Raw genomic sequence first — 19,870 nt, 5'->3', positions numbered from 1 at the left:
CATCCCTTTTTCGATAATTTTTAACTGCGGAGTGTCTGTGATGAGAACGTATGTCAGCTTCAAAAATATCAAGAAGAGTTACGACGGGGAAAAATTGGTGGTCAAAAACCTCAACCTTGATGTGCGCGAAGGAGAATTTCTGACACTGCTGGGCCCATCCGGTTCCGGCAAAACCACCAGCCTCATGATGCTTGCAGGTTTCGAAACGCCTACGCAGGGTGAAATCTTACTGCGTGATAAACCTCTGCATAATTTGCCACCACATCAGCGAGATATCGGCATGGTGTTCCAGAACTATGCGCTTTTCCCTCACATGACCGTGGCCGAAAATCTGGCATTTCCACTGACCATCCGCCGGCTTAATAAATCTGATATCAAAGAGAAAGTTGACCGCATTCTGGACATGGTCAAACTCAAATCTCTGGCTGACCGCTACCCCGCACAAATGTCGGGCGGTCAGCAGCAACGTGTTGCGCTAGCCCGCGCACTGGTGTTTGAACCTAAGCTGGTGCTGATGGACGAACCCCTTGGCGCACTGGATAAACAATTGCGCGAACATATGCAGATGGAAATTAAGCAACTCCACAAAATGTTAGATCTGACGATTGTTTATGTGACGCATGACCAGAGTGAAGCAATGACAATGTCTGACCGTGTTGCGGTGTTTAATGATGGCGTGATACAGCAGATGGACAGCCCGAGTGTCATCTATGAAAAACCGGATAATGCATTCGTGGCCCAGTTCATCGGTGAGAATAACAGCCTGCTGGCGACCAACAATGCAGCGGAAGGCGATTACTATCGCGCCTCGCTTGATGACGGAACCCAACTGCGTGCTGTAAAAATCCGGCCAAGTTCACCGGGCAAAAAGATTTTGCTCTCGATTCGTCCTGAACGTATCAGTGTGAATAGCCCTCAGCCGGGGATGGAACAGGTGAAGGCAAGAATTCAGCAATTTATTTATCTGGGTGATCATGTACGCATGATGACAGAAGTAGCCGGTCAGGATAATTTTATGGTTAAACTTTCTGCGGCTGCAATGGATCCTGACTGGAAGCCAGGTTCCGAGGTGTTACTTTCCTGGCAACCTGAACATCTGCGCGCACTGGATGTGATCACCCACTGATTTAAATCCTGAAATCCCTGAATTCGGAGATTACCTGCTCTTGGGATTCAGGGATACTAACATCCTTAAATCATGGTACTGTCTCCCATCATCCCATCATCCCATCATCCCATCATCCTATTATCTTATGATTCTTACATCCTATCATCCTGATATCTTTGTATCTTCTTTCGCTACCCTTCTGGAATCATGTGATTCAATAATTACAGAATCCTTGCACGTAGAATCCCGTAATCACAGGATGAGGTCAGTACAGTACCGCATCTTATCATCTTATCATCCCGTCATCTCAGGATGCCTGCTGGGATTACAGAATCACAGGATAATATCTCAGGATCCTGTGATTCTTGCTCATCTATCCCAGGATTATGAAATTCTGACCGCATCCCGTAATCTCAGGATTTAATATCCAACCAATAGCTCTATCTACATGATTATTATGGTATGATTACAGGATTACTTAATCCCTAAGTTGATACAAAATCCCATAATCCTGAGATTAATTCTGCATCATATAATCTCAGGATACTTATCATCTTGCTGCCAGCGACTTGTGTACGCGGTTTAGCATGCTCATAACTTTAAATCCTGATATCTCCGAATCCTCGAATCAGAGTGGGATTACAGGATTATAAAATCCTTGAATGCTACGTTATGGATATCATGAGCCTCCTGTAATCATTAAATCTTGTAAGCTCAGGATTCGGGGATACAGTAATACTCTTCACTGCATTGCATCAGGATTCCAGGATGATAAGAGTGCTGTAATCCTGATACGTATCCTTGTATCTCAGGATGCTGGTAATTGTAGAATTATATAATCACAGAATTACAGAATTACAGGACTAATCTGCGCTGGCATCATCGAATCCAAAGAGTCTGGGATTGTAAGATAGAAAGATGGTGAGATGGTGAGATGGTGAGATGGTGAGATGGTGAGATGGTGAGATGGTGAGATGGTGAGATGGTGAGATGGTGAGATTATAGAATCCGGGAATGAGGTCTTACAATGACTCAGCGTTTTTATTTTTCCGCATCTCATCTGTATGACATAAGCCGATGATGACAAAATCCTGAAATCATAAAATCTCGGAATCTTGTCATCCTGCAATCCTTAAATCATGGAAGAAAGGGCGTTCACACTCATAAGATAGAGAAATCACCGAATCTCAGGATTACATAATCATGGGATATTATAATTCAATAATCCTTAAATATTGAAATCCCCGGATGCAAACTTTATAGTAGCGCCTCAATCCTGTGATTCATGGATTAGAAAATCTCAGAATCCTGTGATTACACACTTTATGAATCCTGAAATCTTATGATTTTAGAATCCTGTTATCTTCATTGTACACTTCATCAGAGGTTGTCATGGCAGCGAAAATTATTTCTTTCCTGAACGGGAAGGGCGGAGTAGGGAAAACCACGACGTCTATAAACATAGCAACCTGTCTTGCCCGGCAAGGACACAAAGTCGTAATGGTGGATACCGATCCGCAGGGAAGTATCAGTAACTGGTATGACGAAAGCAAATGCCAGTTCGACCTTGCAGAAGCGGCTTCAGAAAAAGAAGTCTATACCGTTCGCAAGCAACTGAAAGAATATGATTACGTGGTGATAGATGGTGCTGCTGCCATTTCAGCGATTTCATCCGCTGCGGTGATGGTCAGTGATCTGGTGCTGATCCCCGTGACACCGTCACCTTTAGATTTTGCCGCCTGTGGCGCTATTCTGGCCGTCGTGGAAGCCCGCGAGAACTTGCAACCGGTGATTGCCCGTTTTCTTATCACCAAAAAAGTCGCTTCAGCTAAAATGCTTGAAGTGTTGAAAGAATCCATCGCCGATACCGGAGTTCCTGCATTACGTACTGGCACGACACAGCGCCAGGTTTACATTCGCACAATGATGGATGGCGGTACCGTTTTCGATACGACAGACGGAAATGCGAAGGGTGAAATTGAAATTATGACCAAAGAAATTACGGAGTTGCTGAAATGAAAATGAAACTTGGCCAGCACAGACAACTGACGACAGCCCTGGAAGCGGTATCTAAACCACCCGCATCAGTAAAGAAATTGCAGACCAACATCGATGAAGAACTGCATCGCCGTTTCAAAACCAGCTGCTTCCTGCAAGATCGCGAAATGAAAGACGTTCTGACAGAGTTGATCGAGGCCTGGCTCATCACCAACGAACGCACATGATACGTTGATCACCGGTTGGATCGGGCCTCTCAGGGCCCGTTTCTGATGACTCCTCCGGCATGAGATCCTTACGCGGTCTGGCTTCAGCGCTAACTTATCCCTTCCTGAATTATCTTCTCCTGTGTGCTCAGATCCCAAGATCTAATAATGTTTTGTTTATTTTCTAAGTTTAGATCTTTCTCTTTAGAGACGGTTTTTACCTTTTATTATCAAAAGGTTATGACAGTCATTGTGGAGGTATTTCCTGCGTCAGGTGGAGATCATTCCTGTTGGAGGTGGATCCTTTTTATGCTGAATGTAGAGTCTTTTTCTGTGGATAATGTCTTTATGGATCAGGCTATTATCTACGTGGAATGATTTCCTGTGGATATCTCGTTTACCCGCCAGTCAGCCAACCTGGCAAGCTTAACATCTCCCTAACAGACTGTCACAACAGGCATTTCTTATAAGTGGAAGGATTTCCTGATCCCATAGCTAACATCAATATGTGGAACAATTTCCTGTGACAGCGTCACGTTGTGTCACTGAGTCCGATAAACGATCTCCAATACCCGCTGGCAGGGCAGAGCAATGCTCTTTGAGCCGTTCAGGTAAGGGCATATGTGGAAGCTTTTCCTGCTCCTGATCTGCTCAATGTGGAAACATTATCTGATCCCTGGAAAGCATCCTCTTATCCTTTATCTAAAATAATCTTTATAAATCAGATAATTAAAATAGTGGTGACAATGTCACTTTTCTATATGTGGAATGTTTTCCTGATCAAAGATGATGATGTTCGCGATGTTTGCCCGCAGAAAACCTCAATGCGTTACTAAAGGTGGAGAAATTTCCTGATCCTGTTGCCGGCTATATGTGGAAAGATTTTCTGCGAGTGCGCCCCGACTTCTTATGTGGAATGATTTCCTGTAAATATGATCAACCACTTCTTAATGTGGAGACATTTTCTGATCCCCGGACCCCCTATATGTGGAAAGTTTTTCTGTGCATCCGCTCAGGCTGAAAACCCTGGGTCGAAGCGAAGTGAGAAGGGGATCACAAAGCTGACTTTGATGTTTTTGTGTGCTCCGGCGCTTCATATGTGGAGTGATTTTCTGATCGCACAGAGTCTGTGGTGAGGAATTGCTGATAAAATTCCGCGAAGATCATCCTTCGTATAAGTGGAATAATTTCCTGTAAAAAACTCGACGATCCAAGGTGTTAAAAAAAGGATCCCTGACGGCGCTGAAAAGCATATGTGGAGATTTTTCCTGATCAGACTTTTCGGATCATTGTTTAATGTGTTGATTATAAAAGAATAAATAACCCTTGTTTTTACTTTACGTCGGTATTTTTTATGTGGAATAATTTAACTACTTTCCACTTATGGATCCTGCTACATGGAACTGAATAAACTCACCGTAGTTCAGGGGAATGATCTTCTTGAAGGCGCTTACAGCGTCACTCTGGATGAAATGCGCCTGCTAAATCTGGCACTGGCACAAATTGATAGCAGGAAACCTCAGCCAGATACGCTTTATCGACTTTTCCCTCAGGATTATCAGCGGATCTACGGGGTAAACCCGACAAGCAGCCACCGCCAGTTGCGTGAAGCAGCTGAAAGCCTGATGAAAAAGCCGGTCACCATCTACAAACCGGATGTTAAAACCGGCAAGGTTCGCACTGTGCAACTCTCCTGGTTTTCACGTCTCGAATATGTGAGCAGCGACGATCACAGCGCAGTAGTTTTGCGGTTCGGGCAGGATGTCGCTCCGTATCTTTATGAACTTAAAGAATCTTTTACCAAGTTGAATTTTGCCAACATCGCAAAACTTGATACGCCTTTCTCCGTACGATTGTATGGCTGGCTCATCAAAGCTAAGAACCTCTACGGACGCCGCAGCGGCAAAGCCATAGAAGTGACGCTGGATCTTAACTGGATGCGCGAGAAGGCCGGTTTGGCGGGCAAATATGAGGACTATCGGGACTTCCGTCAGAAACTCCTTGAGCCTACGATCAACCGGATCAACGCCAATACCGATATTTCGGTGGTCTGGGAGCCGGTAAAGCAGGGCAGAACCGTCGTATCCATCAAGTTTGCCTATGTGGATGAATCCGCGCCAGAAGCCAGCAAACCGCTACGCCCGCGTTTACCGCGCCGTCCGCGTGCTGTCGCCGGATCGGCGCTGGAAGGCGAGTGGGCACGCCGTTGCATCTCCATCTTCGAGGAGTATCGCGAGAAACTCAGCGCTTACGATGTGGATGAGAAGGCCACCTTGCCGGATCTGCGCAAGCTTTCGGGTTGGTATAAGCTGATCGGTGAGAAGAATAAGCAAAAAGAGATCCTCGCAGAGGTTAGTGCACGCAGCAAAAAAGCCGCTGCCTGATTGGCCTGAACCAGAAATAAAAACGGCGTATCTATAAAAGATACGCCGTTTTTATTTGTCAAAATCACCCCCCGTCAGAGTATATGTCTAATACGAATAGGGCTTAACGAGTTAGTGAGTACTTACTGGGTGATATCAGGAAATCTTTCCACATTAGCCGTTTTGGCGACTTTTCCAGCGTACTGTTTAAAAGCTATAAGCCATACGTTCTAAAAAATGATCACATGAGGCATAAAACCCAGTGCGGAAGCCTATTTCTAACGTATATGCAGGCTTGAAGTGTAAGTGATACTGACATTATCGGCCACGTTTGCCCTTAAATTGCCACCATGCACCATTTGCACCGCCATTTTATCGCCATTTAAGCCAGAGGGTTTAGCCTTACTGCTTCCTCAAGGTGCTCGGGTGCAAAATGGGCGTAACCCGCCATGCGTCAGCGGGTGATCGATATCATGCGCAAATATGCCTTGAAAGAAGACGGTGACGAACGCGGCGCAGCGGGCTACATCGCCAAATACATCGTAAAGAACATCGACGGTTACGCACTGGAAGGCGAGCGTGACCACGAAACCGGCGAGCTGCTGACAGATTCCGCTGCCGCTGTCACCGCCTGGGCTGCTACCTGGCGGATCCCTCAATTTCATCCTATCGGCCTGCCTACCATGGGGTCATACCGTGAGTGCCGCCGCATCCGTTCCATCAGCCTGGCTGAAACTTTTGACGAAGAAGTCGAAGCCGTTCGCGCTGCTGCTGATGCAGGTGATTTTATGGCGTACATGTCAGCCCAGGGCGGCGCTAATGTGCCTCGCGACGATCAGACTGTGCGTGTCGCCCGCCGCGTGGCTGATGAGCTGAACGCATACGATGAGGAAGTCAAAAAGGTTGTGGGCATTTTTGCGCCTCACCTCGGCGAATCCCGTGTTTATGAAACCCGAACAACACAATGGCGGATCGTTTCTTCTTCTGTTGACGTTGAGGTTTTGACCTTAAAAAGCGCCTCCGGCGCGCCTACAGCGTCCACTTCTGACAACCTGCGAGTTGTTGGCTGGACAGACACTGCCGCCGTGAGGGCGATTGTGGCGCGCATTAGGGAGGAAACACCGAGAGTCAGCAAGGCGCAGCGAAGTTTTGACCCAACGAAAGCCCGGGATGTTGCTCCTTCGGCAAGACTGACGGCAGAGGAACGGGCGCGATTGCCTGAGATTGGACGGGAATTGATGAAAAACGGCATCACTGCGCATCGCTGGGAGCTGGAAGCATTAACACGGGGGGCTACGTTGAAAGTAGGTGATACAGAAATACATTTCGGAATGGTTGAGGATTGGCCGGAGTTTAGCTAGAAAAAACGCCCTGGTGGGCGTTTTAGTTCATTTGATGAGTATATCATTCAGAAGCTCTTAACTGCTGCCGGATGTATAGGTGAAATAAATAAACTACTCCTACAGCAAGCAAGGCTGAAACACTCATCGCTGTATTTAGGTATAGGTCTAATATTCCCTCTGCATCGTAGATACCAAAGAACCATGCAAAGTGATGCATTGCGTCCTCAGTGATGAAGTTATCAATCACCTGGCTAAAGATGACCGTCAATACGCAGAACGCAATCAGATAGCCCAAGCTCGCAAAAAAAACCTTTACCCACCTCATCCAAGCATAATCTTGATCATTCCTCAGTAAAGGACACGATTTAAGGCATGTTCTTCTGCCATAAACTACTTATTAATTTTTGAGGCATCTTCCTGTTTAACCTGTTCCATCCAGCCTTCTAATGACCATAGACAGGTTGCGGATTCAACTCCAGGAACGTCCAGCAATGCCAGACGTGTTTCATTATAAATACGCATCATTTCTTCTTTAGGCTTATTTAACGGGGAAACACAGGATAGAACGCTTCCTTGCTGATGCTTATATTTGTGCTTGTCAAGTATGGCGAGAGTGTTCAATGTCTCTTTAGAATTTGGGGCAATAGCATAATAAAGTGCTTCGGAGAGCTGTTCTGCCTGTTGCTGATTAATCACCGGCGCTAAATCCGGTGCCAAAGATATCCAATCCTTTTGACCGCTGGCAATATTATCAAGTGCGGTTTTCCAATCATCGGATGATATTTTTTCAGAGAATTCACTTTCGCCATATTTTTGGATTTCATTGCGTAATTTTTGCGGAGTAGCCGCAGCAAAAGCCATCACAGGAAACAATAAAAGTGCAGCAAAAAACCTCATCTGACGACCTCAAGAGATTCAGACGACCCTCGGATTTGGTGACGCACTGATGGTGGCAGGATAATACAGCCCTCAGATGCGAAACCTGATGGCCCGTGAGTTCTTTCACCATGAATTCGAAATAGGCTCCTGCCAAAAGAATCGCCAGATGTTTGGTGAAGTTCTATGGTCATTGGGCCTTTAGACGCTGTCGTGGATCCAATTCGATAAGTCCCACGTGGGAGAGGTCCCATTCCTCTAACATGTTGGCGGTCAGGGTTGTTTTTGTTGGTCAAAACGCCGGAATAACCTTTTCCAACAAGCACACCATCGTGGAACATTTCACCGGTACTTTGTTTGTATGTCCAAACCATTTTCACATCTCCTTATGCAGTAGCTCGTTCGTTCCAGCTATCAGAATGTTGAATGTTCCCATCCAAATACTTCCACGTGATTTTTTCATATCTCAATTCAACGTATTCGATGTGGTTTCTTTTTTCGCCATACGCAGATTTAATATCGTGCATCATTGGAATAATCCCAATAATTTTTACGTTTTCTAAAAGGGTATTAAAATATTCCACTTCCTGCCCAGCATCATTGATACGATAGTATTTGATTTCAGCGGATTTGAGCGTCTGCCCGGTGCATAAAGCTTTATAGATATAGGGGGTCGATGAATCAATTTCCTTATCGAAAGTAAACGGTGCATGAATTCTGGTGCCCGTTGGCTTCCCAGTATTGTTGTCATTGGGGATTGAAACGTCATGCGTAAAACCTACTATCTCAATACTTCCCTCACGTCCCCGGACATCGACAGAACCTTTGATATCTGCTCCGCCGTCATCCTTCAACCATAAATACGCTGGTATAGCCATTGTTAACAACTCCTTATGTTTTGTAGGGAAAACATACACCCAAAAAACCACTTGAACAATATGGACTTTTGCCGCAAAGCGGGGATTTTCTATTTTGCAGGCAAAGCATTCGGATGGCTGATAATTGCCATTCATAACATTCAGAAATATATGGAAATCATATCAGAAAAAACCTACTTAACTGTATAAATACACAGTTAAATGAGGTGGGAATGGAAGGATTACAAACGGCTGCATTGTTGGAGAGGATCGCGTTAATTGTCAAGTTAGCCACATCTACAGATTGCGATCATGATAAACGGGAGATGGTCGCCATTTGGATTGCGGAAATGGCGGTAGCCGAAAAAGAGGAGTTACTTGCCGTTATCTTTGATGTAAACGGTGCGGGCAAAATCCATTGATTTCATTGCATAGCTCTATCAGGAGCTATGCATGCATCACCTGCATGTTTTTGCATGATCCCGAAAGGATCAAAAAATGCCTGTTCGCCCCTACTGCTGGGCTTAGGGGCGCTCTTAGTCATGCAGTAAAAACAGCGAACCAAGTCAGAAGCGGGCAGGCGGGTAACATTGCGCGCGCCGAGGAGCCTCATGACAAAAAATGTCGAAACCTCCGGCATGCTATGGTGTTTTGACTTGTGTTTTGAGCGCAGCGTGATTCTGAGGCGCTTGTGTAAGGTGGGAAGGGGGCTAATGAGAAGTGGGTTAGCCGATACTCATATTTGAAAGAGGCGATGAGCAATGATTAAGTCAATCAAACCTCGTATATATTTACTGAATTACCTCATACAACCAGATAAGAAAGTTGACTTAAGGTCATCTATGAGTATAGAAAATTGAACTGAAGACACTAATTATAACCCATAAGGATCTACGCAATGGAGTCCCCCAAATTATTCATATCTTATAGCTGGTCTAATCCAACCCATGAACAGTGGGTCATTGAGTTAGCTAACGAGCTAACCGAATCTGGTGTTCATGTAATCCTTGATAAATGGGATCTGAAAGAAGGTCATGACTCGGTTGCCTTCATGGAAAAGATGGTTACTGACTCTGATATATCTAAGGTGGCAATTATATGTGACGAAGTTTACGCATTAAAGGCAGATGGGCGAGCTGGCGGCGTCGGGACTGAAACTCAAATCATCTCACGTGAAGTTTATGAAAATCAGGAGCAAGGGAAATTTGTCGCGATCATTTCAGAGAGAGATTCACAGGGTAAGGCATTTTTGCCAACATATTATAAATCGCGAATATATATTGATTTAAGTCAGCCTGATAGTTACGCCGATAATTTCGAAAAATTATTACGGTGGGTATATGACAAACCTCTTTATACGAGGCCAACCATAGGAAAGCAACCTTCTTTTTTAGGCGAATCGGAAGGAATATCTCTAGGCACAACGTCAACATATAAAAGGGCTGTCTCTGCTATCAAGGAAAATAAAACATTTTCCGCAGGTGCATTAGACGAGTATTTTTCGACTTTCATCACTAATCTTGAGAGTTTTAGAATCGGAAAAAAGGAAGGTGAGTTCGATGATCAAATTATTGATAACATAGATAAGTTCCTTCCATATAGAAATGAAATAATTATGTTATTCATTACTATCGCACAATATGCACCAAAAGAAGAAAATATCCTCAAAATACATCGATTCCTTGAGGGTCTTGTCCCGTATATGCATAGGCCTCAGAATGTTAATAGTTGGCAGGAATGGGATTTTGATAATTTTAAATTTATTATCCATGAGGTATTTTTATATTCGATCGCAATATTTATGAAGTTTGAACGGTTTGCAGAGGTGAATATATTATTAACACAAAAATATTACGTACCAGGGAATACAGATTATGGAAAAAACACAATGGTTGGGTACCAAGTGTTTCGAGAACACTTACATTCCATGCAGCATAGGAATAGCAGGTTGAATTTGAGGCGGTTATCTCTTCATGCCGATTTACTAGAACAAAGAAGTAAGAGTTCGGGTCTAGAGTTTCGTTATTTAATGCAGGCTGATTTTATATTATTTATCCGTTCTGAAATCCAAGGTGATGATTATTATTCTCGCTGGTTCCCAACCACATTACTGTATGTTGGCCATTTCCACAGTGCATTTGAAGTGTTTGCAAGGTCTTCATCAAAGTCTTACTTTGATAAAGTAAAATGTATTTTAGCTATAGATAAACCATCAGATATGAATGAGCTAATGGCTGCATATGAAACAGGTGAAAAAATATTACCAAGGTGGGATTTCGAATCATTTACCCCTTCCCAATTACTTGGCTTTGAAAAATTAGCAAAAGACGCATAAATGGTATAGCCATTCTAGGATAGTTTTTCACCATTGAAGAGCATCAGATATAGCCCCTGTCACGGGGCTTTCTCGCCTTACTCTGGTGTAAGTTCGTATGCGGAGAATTCGATCACCTCCTCCCCAAACCACGCATTCAACTCCTTAAACCGCTCCTGCAACGGCGTGAGTTCGTTACGGACAAACACCTGCGACGCCTTCACCGAATCACCAAACCCACCGCTGTTCTCCGGAATAATCCCCATCATCTGCGGCGGCACACGGTGCGCGCACAGCAAATCGTTCTGGCTGGCTTTCTTAATGTTGAAGAAATCGTCTTTGGTTGCGACTTCACTGATTTCACCCTCAGTCATATCATCGGGAATGATGACGTCATAAAGCCTGGAAAATTTTCTTTCAGCCATGTCGGCACGGAAAACCTGCCAGCCATCTGGTGTTTTTTTAACACCGAGAAACCGGCCAAAGACGTTATAAATCAGCATAAATAACTCTTCATCATAATCCAGATATATGCAGAGTAGGACGCTGCGAAAGATATGTAAATCACTGTAATGTCAGATGTATGTTTTTGCGGATAACATGCAATAATTGCATATGATTAAAATGATCACATGGTGATTATTATGATGCACTGCCCGAAATGCCAGCACGCCGCTCACGCCCGTTCAAGTCGTTACCTGAGTCTCAATACTAAAGAGCGCTATCACCAGTGTCAGAATATTAACTGCAGTTGCACGTTTAAAACTCATGAGTCGATTGCTGACATCATTGTCGAACCAGGAACTGTTCATGCCGTTCAGTTACACCCTGACAAGCATCAGCAGCAATCTCTCCAGATGCATTAAAACAAGAAACCCGCCAATCGCGGGTTTCTTGTCTATTGTGTCTTATCAATGATTAGAGGCTATGATTGCTCGCCGCACTAAGGGATGGGTAAACTCCACCGCCATTTCATCGCCATCACTAAAACCATAGCTAAAAAGTAACTTTAGTAATCAAAAAATAACATTATGAATTTATTGAATTTAACTTGATTATTTAAAGTTATTTTTTGGCATTAATAAATAATAAACAGCTATAAGCCATATTTTTTCGTTGTTAGACAAGGCCAAACGGCATCCTTACTCTTTGTCATGTTTTGTAAACCGTTTGCATACTTATGATGAGGATGTCTTTTGACTACGTTATTACGTTCTGCATTCGCGCCAGCCGCACAACGCGCGCGCCGTACTGCTTCTTTCAAAATCGCATTACTGGCCAGCGCCGTGATGCTGTCTTCTTTTGCATTCGCTGATGATGTTTTAAAGGAAGGCATCACGCCGGCAACAGATGCAAGCCAGGTGCCTGCGGCGGCGAAGCTGCGCACTGATACGGTCATTGCCGGGATTTCTGAACCGCAGGGGATTTTTAACCCGTATTTTTTCGTCAACGGCTGGGATGAAAACGTCACTAACGTGATTTTCGCCCGTCTGATCGACTGGGACAGCCAGGGCAAACTGGTTCCTGGCCTGGCGCAAAGCTGGACCGTCAGCCCGGATGGCAAAACCTATACCATCAAACTACGTCCTGACCTGAAATTCAGTGACGGTTCATCACTCACCGCTGAAGACGTCGCGTTTACACTGACGGTGCTCTATGACCCAAAATACGATGGTGATACCGATATCACGCTGGCGCATATTGCCGGTGGTGAGGAATACAAACAAGGTAAAGCGGAAAGCATCAGCGGCCTGAAGGTGATCGACCCGCTGACGTTACAGGTTACCACCACCCAACCGGGAGCCACCACGCTGCAAAAAATCGGCGGGCCCGTGCTGTCGAAAGCCTATTATGGCAAAGGTTACCAGCGCGGAAATCTCGATTACCTGCGCACGCTGCACGGTAAGCCGCTGGGCAACGGCCCTTACGTGTACGACAAGTACATTCCGGGGCAGGAGATCCGCTTCCACGCCAATGCAAACTACTATCGTGGCGTTCCGCCGACACCGCGCTTCATTTATCGCGTGACCAACCCGTCGACTAACTTCCAGTTATTCCAGACCGGCGATACGGATTACGATGCCTTCACTTCCCGCCCGGATGACATCGAACAGCTGAAAATGCTCGGCTTCGCCAATATCAATCTGTACGGATCCAGTGATTACAGCAAAATTGAATTTAACGTTCATCGCCCGGCGTTGCAGGATGTGAAAGTGCGTCAGGCGCTGATCTACGGGCTGGATCGCCAGAAACTGATCGACGTGGTGTATCAGGGTTACGGCACCGTGGCGATTGAGCCGATCGCGCCTATTTCCTGGGCTTACAACACTGATGGCGTGAATCCGTACAAATTCGATCCGGCGCAGGCCAGTAAATTGCTGGATGAGGCAGGGTGGAAAGTTGGCGGCGACGGTATTCGTGTGAAAGATGGTAAACGTCTCGAACTGACGCTGCTGGTCAGCAAAAAAGTGCTCAACGATGCGCTGATCCCGATTGCGAAAGAAGATTATCAGAAAATTGGCGTACTGCTGAAACCGCAGGTCGTGGACTTCAACGCCCTGATGTCGCAGCGTAAAGCGGGCAATTATGATCTGGCATCATTCAGCACCAGCACGCTTAACGATCCGCATGATGGCGTGTGGGATTACTACAGCACCGAGGCTACCGAATCCGGCTACAACAATCCTGAAGTCGATAAGCTGATCAACGAAGGCAACGCCACGCTGGATATCGAAAAGCGTAAGCCGATTTACCATGAGCTGTACAAAGTGCTGGCTAACGATCCGCCGGCGATCCTGCTCGGTAACCGCAAAATTCTTTCAGCCAGCAGCGCACGCGTGACCGGTTTTAAACCGGATATCTACAACGGTCTGACCGGCAGTCTGCCGGACGTCAAAATCGTAAAATAAACAGACATAACGCAGCTGCCGGAAGAGTCCGGCAGCTTCAATGAGAAAGTCATGAGAAATTTCATTCTGCGTCGTTTGCTTCAAACCATTCCGATGTTGTTCCTCGCTTCGCTGCTCATCTTCATGCTGTTTGCCAAAACGCCGGGCGATTTTATTGATGGCAATATTACGCTGACCGCACAACGCGCTGCTGAACTGAAAGCCTTATACGGCCTGGATCAACCGCTGCTCAGCCGTTATCTGCACTGGCTGGGAAATCTGTTGCGGGGTGATCTGGGTTTTTCATTGCAATATCAGATCCCGGTCAGCCAGTTGCTGGATCAGTACATCTGGAATTCCTTTCTGCTCGCCACTATTGCGATGGTGTTGTACTGGGGGATCGCGCTGGCGGTCGGTATTGTCTCGGCGATGAAGCCTTATTCCCTGTTCGATCACGTGGTGAGTGTGGTTATCTTCGCCGCGATGTCCTTCCCGACGTTTTTCCTCTGCCTGCTGCTGATCAAATGGTTTGCCGTTGATTTGCACTGGTTGCCGGTGGGTGGCATGACCAACACCGGCAGTGACGTGACCGGCTGGGCATGGGTGATGCAGGTGGCCGCGCATCTGGTGTTGCCGGTCGTTGCACTGGTGATGCTACAGGCGGGCAGCCTGACACGATATTTTCGTGCCAGCATGCTGGATGTGGTGCGCATGGATTTCATCCGTACCGCACGGGCGAAGGGCCTGCGGGAACGTACTGTCATCCTCAAACACGCGCTGCGAAATGCCTTGTTGCCCATTATTACGCTGCTGGGATTTGAGTTGCCCGGGCTGTTTTCCGGGGCGCTGATCACCGAAAAAGTCTTCAACTGGCCGGGTGCAGGTCACATTCATATTGATTCGCTGGCAGCGCGTGATTACCCGGTTCTGATGGGATTCACGCTGTTTCTGGCGGTACTGACCATTCTTGGCAATCTGATTGCCGACGTGCTGTATGCGTGGGCTGACCCGCGTATCCGTGTGAGGTCGTAATGTTTGGTTCTTTATTTTCGACAAACCGCCGCCTGCGCGAAGCGCAAATTCCAATGCTTGCTCAGGCGACGCCGTCACCCTGGCGGCAGGCGTGGCGGGCGTTGCGTCAGAACCGGCTGGCGATGTTTTGCTTAATCCTGCTGCTGGTTATGGCTGTCTGGTGCATAGCGGGTCCTGACTATTCTCCCTGGCGCGATGATGCCACTGATGCGCTGATGATCAACAAAGCGCCGAATGCTGAACACTGGCTGGGCACCGATTTTCTCGGACGCGATGTCTATACGCGGCTGCTGCTGGCGGGGCGCATCTCGCTGATTATCGGCATGCTGACCATGTTGCTGTCCGTGACGCTCGGATATCTCATGGGCGCGGTATCCGGCTATCTCGGCGGCGTGGCCGATAAAATCATCATGCGTTTTGCCGATCTGGTGATGACTATTCCGAGCCTGCCGCTGCTGATTGTCATGGGGGCGATGCTTTCTGAACTGGATTTTTCGCCGGATTCCCGTGTGTACATGGTGATCGTAATGCTCAGCCTGCTGGAATGGCCGAAGCTGGCGCGTCTGGTTCGCGGACAAATTCTCTCCCTGCGTGAACGTGATTTCATGCTGGCGACGCAGGTACTCGGCTTGTCTTCCCGCCGCCGTTTGTTCGGCCATTTACTGCCAAACACGGTGCCGATTCTGGTGGTGATGGCGACGATGGCCGTGGCGAACGCCATTCTCAGCGAATCGGCACTCAGCTATCTGGGATTAGGCGTGGTGCCACCGACGCCGTCATGGGGAAATATGATGGATGCGGCGAACAGTCTGATCGACTTCCAGCGTCGCCCGTGGTTGTGGATGCCGCCGGGTGTGGCGATCTTTATTACTGTGATTGCGATCAACGTGCTGGGCGATGGCCTGCGTGACGCGCTCGATCCAAAGCTGAAACGGAGCAAAACATGACGCAACCGTTGATCCGTTTTAATCAGCTTTCGCTGTCGTTCTCCAGCGATCAGGGGCGCGTGCGTGCGGTGCAGGATGTTACCTTTGACGTTCAGGCGGGGCAAACCGTGGGTATTGTCGGTGAGTCAGGCTGCGGGAAAAGTGTCACGGCGATGTCGCTGATGGGGCTGTTACCGCCACAGGCTGCGCGTATCGATGGCGGTGAAATCCTGTTTCAGGGGCAGAATTTACTCAAACTTAGGCCATCACAGATGGCGGATTTGCGCGGTAACCAGCTGGCGATGATCTTTCAGGAGCCCATGACTGCGTTGAATCCGGTACTGACCCTCGGCGAACAACTGGTTGAACCGCGGATCCGCCATCTGGGTGAATCGCCGAAACTGGCGTGGACGCATGCGACGAAGATGATCACCGAAGTCGGGCTGGCGCGGGCGGAAAGCCTGATGACCAGTTATCCGCATCAGCTTTCCGGCGGTATGTTGCAGCGCATCATGATTGCGATGGCGCTGAGCTGTAAGCCGCAGTTACTGATTGCGGACGAACCCACTACCGCGCTGGATGTCACGGTTCAGGCGCAAATCCTGCGTTTACTGCGTGAACAGGCGCAGCAGAATCACATGGCGCTGATGCTGATTACCCATGATTTAGGGGTGATCGCGCAAATGGCTGATCACGTCGTGGTGATGTACGCCGGTAAAATTGTCGAGCAGGGCGCAACGGCGCAGGTGCTGCGCAATCCGCTGCATCCTTATACACAGGGGCTTATCGCCTCCAGACCTACCCCCGGAGAACGCCGTCGCCGCTTGTATTCCATTCCCGGCCAGGTACCGGATCTGGCCGCACTGCCGCCTTATTGCGCATTCACTGAACGTTGTGCCCGCGCCACTGACCGATGCCGTCAGGGGATCCCGCCGCTGGAAGGCCAGTACCGGCAGGCAGCGTGTTTTTACAGCGGGCTGAGCGCCGTAAGTGACAACGAAAACAGGGGATTACAGCCATGAATGCTGAATATCTGATTGAAGTGGATGGCCTGAAAAAGTATTTCCCGATCCGCGACGGCGTGTTCGGGCAGGAAACCGGCCAGTTGCGCGCCGTGGATGGCGTCAGTTTTAACATCCGTAAAGGCACGATTTTTGGGCTGGTCGGTGAATCCGGCAGCGGAAAAACCACGGTGGGTCGTACACTGCTCGGGCTGTATGACAAAACGGCGGGCAACGTGAAGTTTCGCGGTGAAGACCTGCACAGCCTGAAACCGAAACAACTGAAAGCCCTGCGCCCGAAAATCCAGCTGGTCTTTCAGGATCCGTACAGTTCGCTGAACCCGCGGATCCGCATTGGTGATGCCATTGGCGAAGCGATGCTGGAACATAAGCGGTGTACGCGGGCGCAACTGCCCGAGAAAGTGCGGGATGTCATGAAAATCTGCGGCCTGTCGCCGCTGCATTACAACCGCTTTCCGCATGAGTTTTCCGGCGGTCAGCGCCAGCGTATCGGCATCGCCCGTGCGCTTATTCTGCAACCGGACTTTATCATCGCTGATGAACCCATTTCCGCGCTGGACGTGTCGATTCAGGCGCAGATCATCAATTTGTTCGCGGATTTGCGCGACGATCATGGCGTGACATTCCTGTTTATCTCGCACGATCTCGGCGTGGTAGAGCATCTTTGTGATGACGTGGCGGTGATGTATCTCGGCCAGTTAGTGGAGACGGCCAGCCGCGATGCGTTGTTCCGCAAGCCCCTGCATCCTTACACGCAGGCGTTGCTGGCAGCGGTGCCAACGCTGGATCCGGACAGCGAACCGGTGGCGATGGTCAGTGGTGAAATTCCGGATCCGTCAAAACCGCCTGCCGGCTGCCGTTTTCACACCCGCTGCCCGCGTGCAACCGACCACTGTCGTCAGGACATTCCGGTTCTGCGTGAGATAGAAAGCGGCCATCACGTGGCCTGCCATCAGGTTTAACCCTTCACCCGCCGGAATTCACTCCTCCATGATCCGGCGGGCTTCCATCTGCATTTTTTGCCCGACGCTTTGGGTCACATCGATCACCTTCTGTGTGGCAGGCGAGAGAAATGCCCCTTCCAGCCAGGTGATCCCCACACGGCGTTCCATCACTAACTGATCGTTATCGATACGGATCAGCCGTGAAAGAAACTCTTCTTCCACCAGAATGTTCTCCGACAAAAAACTCAGCAACCCGCTTTTGGCAATCAGCCCCGGAACCGAGGCCAGCGAGCTTATTTCCACTTTTACGTCCGGTGCCGGACAATGGTTTTCATAGAACATCTTATCCAGCCACTGGCGCATCGACACGGTTTTGGCTGGCAAAATCCAGCCATAACGGCTGAGTTCCCGCAGGCTGGCGGGTTTCCCTGCCAGCGGGTGATCGCGGGACGCGGCGACGATCACCCGGTCGGCGGTTACCGGTAACTGCACCACCGGACTGTCGTAATTAACTAAAGGCCCGATGATCACATCGATCGCATGACGTTCCAGCAGGGCAAAAAGCACGTCATTCATGCCGATCTGGATTTCCAGTTTCATATTCGGCACCTGCGATTGCAGCATTTTGCAGATTTCCGGCAGTAAGAATTGCGTTGCTGAACCGGAGACGCCCACGCGAACGATCCCGCCCGCGCCGCTGCTCAGTTCATTCATGATTTCGCCAATCTCAAGATAAGCACTTTGCAGCGCGACCCCACGCTGATAAAGAATGCGTCCCGCTTCGGTCAGTTCCAGCCCGCGACCGGCGCGTTTGAACAGTTTGATCTTCAGTTCGCGCTCAAGACGGGTGATAGATTTCGACAGCGCAGGCTGAGTTATATTTAAATTTTGTGACGCAAGTCTCAAATTCATCATCTCTGCCGCAGTAACGAAGTAATCTAAGTCTCTGTTATTTAACATTGATTCCTGAAATTCATCAGTTAGGTAATAAAATATAGTAGAAGGCATGAAACGCAGGGTCAATAATCTCGCGATCTTCACGGCGGCGAGGGCGTCGCCGGGAAGACAACGCCAGCGAATCCACCTGTTTTAAGTAAAATAAGACTCTAAGTGCATCTATGAAAATTGTTAATTTCATCATCAGTAAAGACCACACTAAAAGCTTCGGCATCTACCAAAAAGACGGGATTGTCGACGTCGGCGCGCATTCGGGATGCCGGGACATTAACGAATTCATGGCACATCATCAGATGGAAGAACTGCAACGTTACGTGCAGTTGCCGGCGGACCTTCAGCTGAACGACATCAGTTTTCTGCCGGTTATCGACAGGCCGGGGAAAATTTTTGGCGTGGGCATGAACTACGCGGAAAAACGCAAAGAATTTAACGAAACCAGCGACGCGCCAACGTTGTTTGTCCGCTTTGCGGATTCACAGGTCGGGCATAATGGCACCATCATCAAACCGGCTTCTTCTGAGCAGTTTGATTATGAAGGCGAACTGGCGATTGTTATCGGCCGTACCGGCCGTAATATTTCAGCCGATGACGCGCTGGATTATATTGCTGGCTACAGTTGCTATATGGATGGCTCGGTGCGTGACTGGCAGCATAAATGGTATACCGCAGGTAAAAACTGGCCATCGACTGGCGCATTTGGTCCGTGGATGGTGACGCCGGATGAAGTGGGCGACCCGCAAAATCTGAGCATTAAAACCTGGCTGAATGACCGGCTGGTGCAGGATGACACCACGGCCAATATGGTGCACAGCATTGCGCAAATGATCGCCTACATCAGCACATTTACTCAGCTTTCTCCGGGTGATGTGATCATGACCGGTTCACCGGGCGGCGTCGGTAAAACCCGCGTTCCGCCGTTGTTCCTGCATGAGAATGACAAGATTGAAGTGGAAATTGAAAATATCGGGCGGCTGACCAATCTTATTCAGAATGCACCGCTGTCTGAGATGACGCATTCAAAGACAGCGGCCTGATA

The 19,870-nt window shown here is 48.2% G+C and carries 17 protein-coding genes and 3 pseudogenes; 14 read left to right on the top strand and 6 right to left on the bottom strand.

Going from position 1 to position 19,870, the window contains the following annotated elements:
- Positions 1 to 40: 40 nt before the first annotated feature.
- From RAHAQ2_RS22690 to RAHAQ2_RS22665, 5 genes and pseudogenes are all read left to right on the top strand, one after another.
- The gene (locus RAHAQ2_RS22690; protein ID WP_014341721.1) at positions 41 to 1,126 is read left to right on the top strand and encodes an ABC transporter ATP-binding protein; all 1,086 of its coding nucleotides are present in this window, start codon (positions 41 to 43) and stop codon (positions 1,124 to 1,126) included.
- Between the two features lie 1,374 nt (positions 1,127 to 2,500).
- Positions 2,501 to 3,127, top strand: coding sequence for a ParA family partition ATPase (gene parA / locus RAHAQ2_RS22685; protein WP_014341720.1), 627 nt, complete (start codon positions 2,501 to 2,503; stop codon positions 3,125 to 3,127).
- The gene (locus RAHAQ2_RS22680) at positions 3,124 to 3,333 is read left to right on the top strand and encodes a plasmid partition protein ParG (RefSeq protein WP_014341719.1); all 210 of its coding nucleotides are present in this window, start codon (positions 3,124 to 3,126) and stop codon (positions 3,331 to 3,333) included. Before parA ends, RAHAQ2_RS22680 begins: the two co-directional genes overlap by 4 nt.
- A gap of 1,376 nt (positions 3,334 to 4,709) precedes the next feature.
- Positions 4,710 to 5,696, top strand: coding sequence for a replication initiation protein (locus tag RAHAQ2_RS22670; RefSeq protein WP_014341718.1), 987 nt, complete (start codon positions 4,710 to 4,712; stop codon positions 5,694 to 5,696).
- A 431-nt stretch (positions 5,697 to 6,127) separates the two neighbouring features.
- A pseudogene (locus RAHAQ2_RS22665) lies at positions 6,128 to 7,036 on the top strand (replication endonuclease); the annotation flags it as partial.
- A gap of 372 nt (positions 7,037 to 7,408) precedes the next feature.
- On the opposite strand, the gene RAHAQ2_RS22655 reads toward RAHAQ2_RS22665, so the two are convergent.
- Genes RAHAQ2_RS22655 through RAHAQ2_RS22650 form a run of 3 tightly spaced genes read right to left on the bottom strand, consistent with a single transcriptional unit; the run spans position 7,409 to position 8,772 of the window.
- Positions 7,409 to 7,915: a hypothetical protein gene (locus RAHAQ2_RS22655; RefSeq protein WP_014341717.1), complete on the bottom strand. Its 507-nt coding sequence runs from the start codon at positions 7,913 to 7,915 to the stop codon at positions 7,409 to 7,411.
- Complete coding sequence (locus RAHAQ2_RS25320) at positions 7,912 to 8,268, bottom strand: tlde1 domain-containing protein (RefSeq protein WP_014341716.1); 357 nt, start codon at positions 8,266 to 8,268, stop codon at positions 7,912 to 7,914. Before RAHAQ2_RS25320 ends, RAHAQ2_RS22655 begins: the two co-directional genes overlap by 4 nt.
- 12 nt (positions 8,269 to 8,280) lie before the next feature.
- Positions 8,281 to 8,772, bottom strand: coding sequence for an Hcp family type VI secretion system effector (locus RAHAQ2_RS22650; protein ID WP_014341715.1), 492 nt, complete (start codon positions 8,770 to 8,772; stop codon positions 8,281 to 8,283).
- 212 nt (positions 8,773 to 8,984) lie between these two features.
- On the opposite strand from RAHAQ2_RS22650, the gene RAHAQ2_RS22645 reads away from it, so the two are divergent.
- Positions 8,985 to 9,173 (top strand): hypothetical protein, encoded by a 189-nt coding sequence (locus tag RAHAQ2_RS22645; protein WP_014341714.1) that lies wholly within the window; start codon positions 8,985 to 8,987, stop codon positions 9,171 to 9,173.
- A 476-nt stretch (positions 9,174 to 9,649) separates the two neighbouring features.
- Entirely contained in the window at positions 9,650 to 11,086 is a 1,437-nt protein-coding gene (locus RAHAQ2_RS22635) for an SEFIR domain-containing protein (RefSeq protein ID WP_014341712.1), read from the top strand.
- 77 nt (positions 11,087 to 11,163) lie between these two features.
- On the opposite strand, the pseudogene RAHAQ2_RS25875 reads toward RAHAQ2_RS22635, so the two are convergent.
- A pseudogene (locus tag RAHAQ2_RS25875) lies at positions 11,164 to 11,424 on the bottom strand (phage portal protein); the annotation flags it as partial.
- 54 nt (positions 11,425 to 11,478) lie between these two features.
- Positions 11,479 to 11,568: pseudogene (locus RAHAQ2_RS26265) on the bottom strand (DUF7661 family protein); the annotation flags it as partial.
- Between the two features lie 141 nt (positions 11,569 to 11,709).
- On the opposite strand from RAHAQ2_RS26265, the gene RAHAQ2_RS25305 reads away from it, so the two are divergent.
- The 6 genes from RAHAQ2_RS25305 (at position 11,710) to RAHAQ2_RS22605 (ending at position 17,895) form a co-directional block, all read left to right on the top strand.
- Positions 11,710 to 11,931: a DNA-binding transcriptional regulator gene (locus tag RAHAQ2_RS25305; protein WP_014341711.1), complete on the top strand. Its 222-nt coding sequence runs from the start codon at positions 11,710 to 11,712 to the stop codon at positions 11,929 to 11,931.
- Between the two features lie 423 nt (positions 11,932 to 12,354).
- Entirely contained in the window at positions 12,355 to 13,974 is a 1,620-nt protein-coding gene (locus tag RAHAQ2_RS22625; RefSeq protein WP_231572412.1) for an ABC transporter substrate-binding protein, read from the top strand.
- Between the two features lie 51 nt (positions 13,975 to 14,025).
- Positions 14,026 to 14,985 (top strand): ABC transporter permease, encoded by a 960-nt coding sequence (locus RAHAQ2_RS22620; RefSeq protein WP_014341709.1) that lies wholly within the window; start codon positions 14,026 to 14,028, stop codon positions 14,983 to 14,985.
- Positions 14,985 to 15,932, top strand: coding sequence for an oligopeptide ABC transporter permease (gene opp4C, locus RAHAQ2_RS22615; protein ID WP_014341708.1), 948 nt, complete (start codon positions 14,985 to 14,987; stop codon positions 15,930 to 15,932). The genes RAHAQ2_RS22620 and opp4C overlap by 1 nt, the downstream gene beginning before the upstream one ends.
- The gene (locus RAHAQ2_RS22610) at positions 15,929 to 16,933 is read left to right on the top strand and encodes an ABC transporter ATP-binding protein (protein ID WP_014341707.1); all 1,005 of its coding nucleotides are present in this window, start codon (positions 15,929 to 15,931) and stop codon (positions 16,931 to 16,933) included. The genes opp4C and RAHAQ2_RS22610 overlap by 4 nt, the downstream gene beginning before the upstream one ends.
- Complete coding sequence (locus RAHAQ2_RS22605; RefSeq protein ID WP_014341706.1) at positions 16,930 to 17,895, top strand: ABC transporter ATP-binding protein; 966 nt, start codon at positions 16,930 to 16,932, stop codon at positions 17,893 to 17,895. The genes RAHAQ2_RS22610 and RAHAQ2_RS22605 overlap by 4 nt, the downstream gene beginning before the upstream one ends.
- An 18-nt stretch (positions 17,896 to 17,913) precedes the next feature.
- Here RAHAQ2_RS22605 and RAHAQ2_RS22600 read toward each other — a convergent pair whose 3' ends face one another.
- Entirely contained in the window at positions 17,914 to 18,837 is a 924-nt protein-coding gene (locus RAHAQ2_RS22600; protein ID WP_014341705.1) for a LysR family transcriptional regulator, read from the bottom strand.
- Positions 18,838 to 18,995: 158 nt separating this feature from the next.
- Here RAHAQ2_RS22600 and RAHAQ2_RS22595 point away from each other — a divergent pair, with 158 nt between their 5' ends.
- The gene (locus tag RAHAQ2_RS22595; protein ID WP_014341704.1) at positions 18,996 to 19,868 is read left to right on the top strand and encodes a fumarylacetoacetate hydrolase family protein; all 873 of its coding nucleotides are present in this window, start codon (positions 18,996 to 18,998) and stop codon (positions 19,866 to 19,868) included.
- The last annotated feature ends 2 nt before the right edge of the window (positions 19,869 to 19,870 follow it).

It is taken from the genome of Rahnella aquatilis CIP 78.65 = ATCC 33071 (assembly GCF_000241955.1).
Classification (GTDB): Bacteria; Pseudomonadota; Gammaproteobacteria; order Enterobacterales; family Enterobacteriaceae; genus Rahnella; species Rahnella aquatilis.
The sequence above is the reverse complement of the archived record's forward strand: the minus strand, read 5'-3'. Positions and strand labels throughout refer to the sequence as shown.

Bases quoted from the DNA above. Each gene is read 5' to 3' on its own strand.
- RAHAQ2_RS22690 (WP_014341721.1), top strand. From the start codon at position 41: ATGAGAACGTATGTCAGCTTCAAAAATATCAAGAAGAGTTACGACGGG.
- parA (WP_014341720.1), top strand. From the start codon at position 2,501: ATGGCAGCGAAAATTATTTCTTTCCTGAACGGGAAGGGCGGAGTAGGG.
- RAHAQ2_RS22680 (WP_014341719.1), top strand. From the start codon at position 3,124: ATGAAAATGAAACTTGGCCAGCACAGACAACTGACGACAGCCCTGGAA.
- RAHAQ2_RS22670 (WP_014341718.1), top strand. From the start codon at position 4,710: ATGGAACTGAATAAACTCACCGTAGTTCAGGGGAATGATCTTCTTGAA.
- RAHAQ2_RS22655 (WP_014341717.1), bottom strand. From the start codon at position 7,915: ATGAGGTTTTTTGCTGCACTTTTATTGTTTCCTGTGATGGCTTTTGCT.
- RAHAQ2_RS25320 (WP_014341716.1), bottom strand. From the start codon at position 8,268: ATGGTTTGGACATACAAACAAAGTACCGGTGAAATGTTCCACGATGGT.
- RAHAQ2_RS22650 (WP_014341715.1), bottom strand. From the start codon at position 8,772: ATGGCTATACCAGCGTATTTATGGTTGAAGGATGACGGCGGAGCAGAT.
- RAHAQ2_RS22645 (WP_014341714.1), top strand. From the start codon at position 8,985: ATGGAAGGATTACAAACGGCTGCATTGTTGGAGAGGATCGCGTTAATT.
- RAHAQ2_RS22635 (WP_014341712.1), top strand. From the start codon at position 9,650: ATGGAGTCCCCCAAATTATTCATATCTTATAGCTGGTCTAATCCAACC.
- RAHAQ2_RS25305 (WP_014341711.1), top strand. From the start codon at position 11,710: ATGATGCACTGCCCGAAATGCCAGCACGCCGCTCACGCCCGTTCAAGT.
- RAHAQ2_RS22625 (WP_231572412.1), top strand. From the start codon at position 12,355: ATGCTGTCTTCTTTTGCATTCGCTGATGATGTTTTAAAGGAAGGCATC.
- RAHAQ2_RS22620 (WP_014341709.1), top strand. From the start codon at position 14,026: ATGAGAAATTTCATTCTGCGTCGTTTGCTTCAAACCATTCCGATGTTG.
- opp4C (WP_014341708.1), top strand. From the start codon at position 14,985: ATGTTTGGTTCTTTATTTTCGACAAACCGCCGCCTGCGCGAAGCGCAA.
- RAHAQ2_RS22610 (WP_014341707.1), top strand. From the start codon at position 15,929: ATGACGCAACCGTTGATCCGTTTTAATCAGCTTTCGCTGTCGTTCTCC.
- RAHAQ2_RS22605 (WP_014341706.1), top strand. From the start codon at position 16,930: ATGAATGCTGAATATCTGATTGAAGTGGATGGCCTGAAAAAGTATTTC.
- RAHAQ2_RS22600 (WP_014341705.1), bottom strand. From the start codon at position 18,837: ATGTTAAATAACAGAGACTTAGATTACTTCGTTACTGCGGCAGAGATG.
- RAHAQ2_RS22595 (WP_014341704.1), top strand. From the start codon at position 18,996: ATGAAAATTGTTAATTTCATCATCAGTAAAGACCACACTAAAAGCTTC.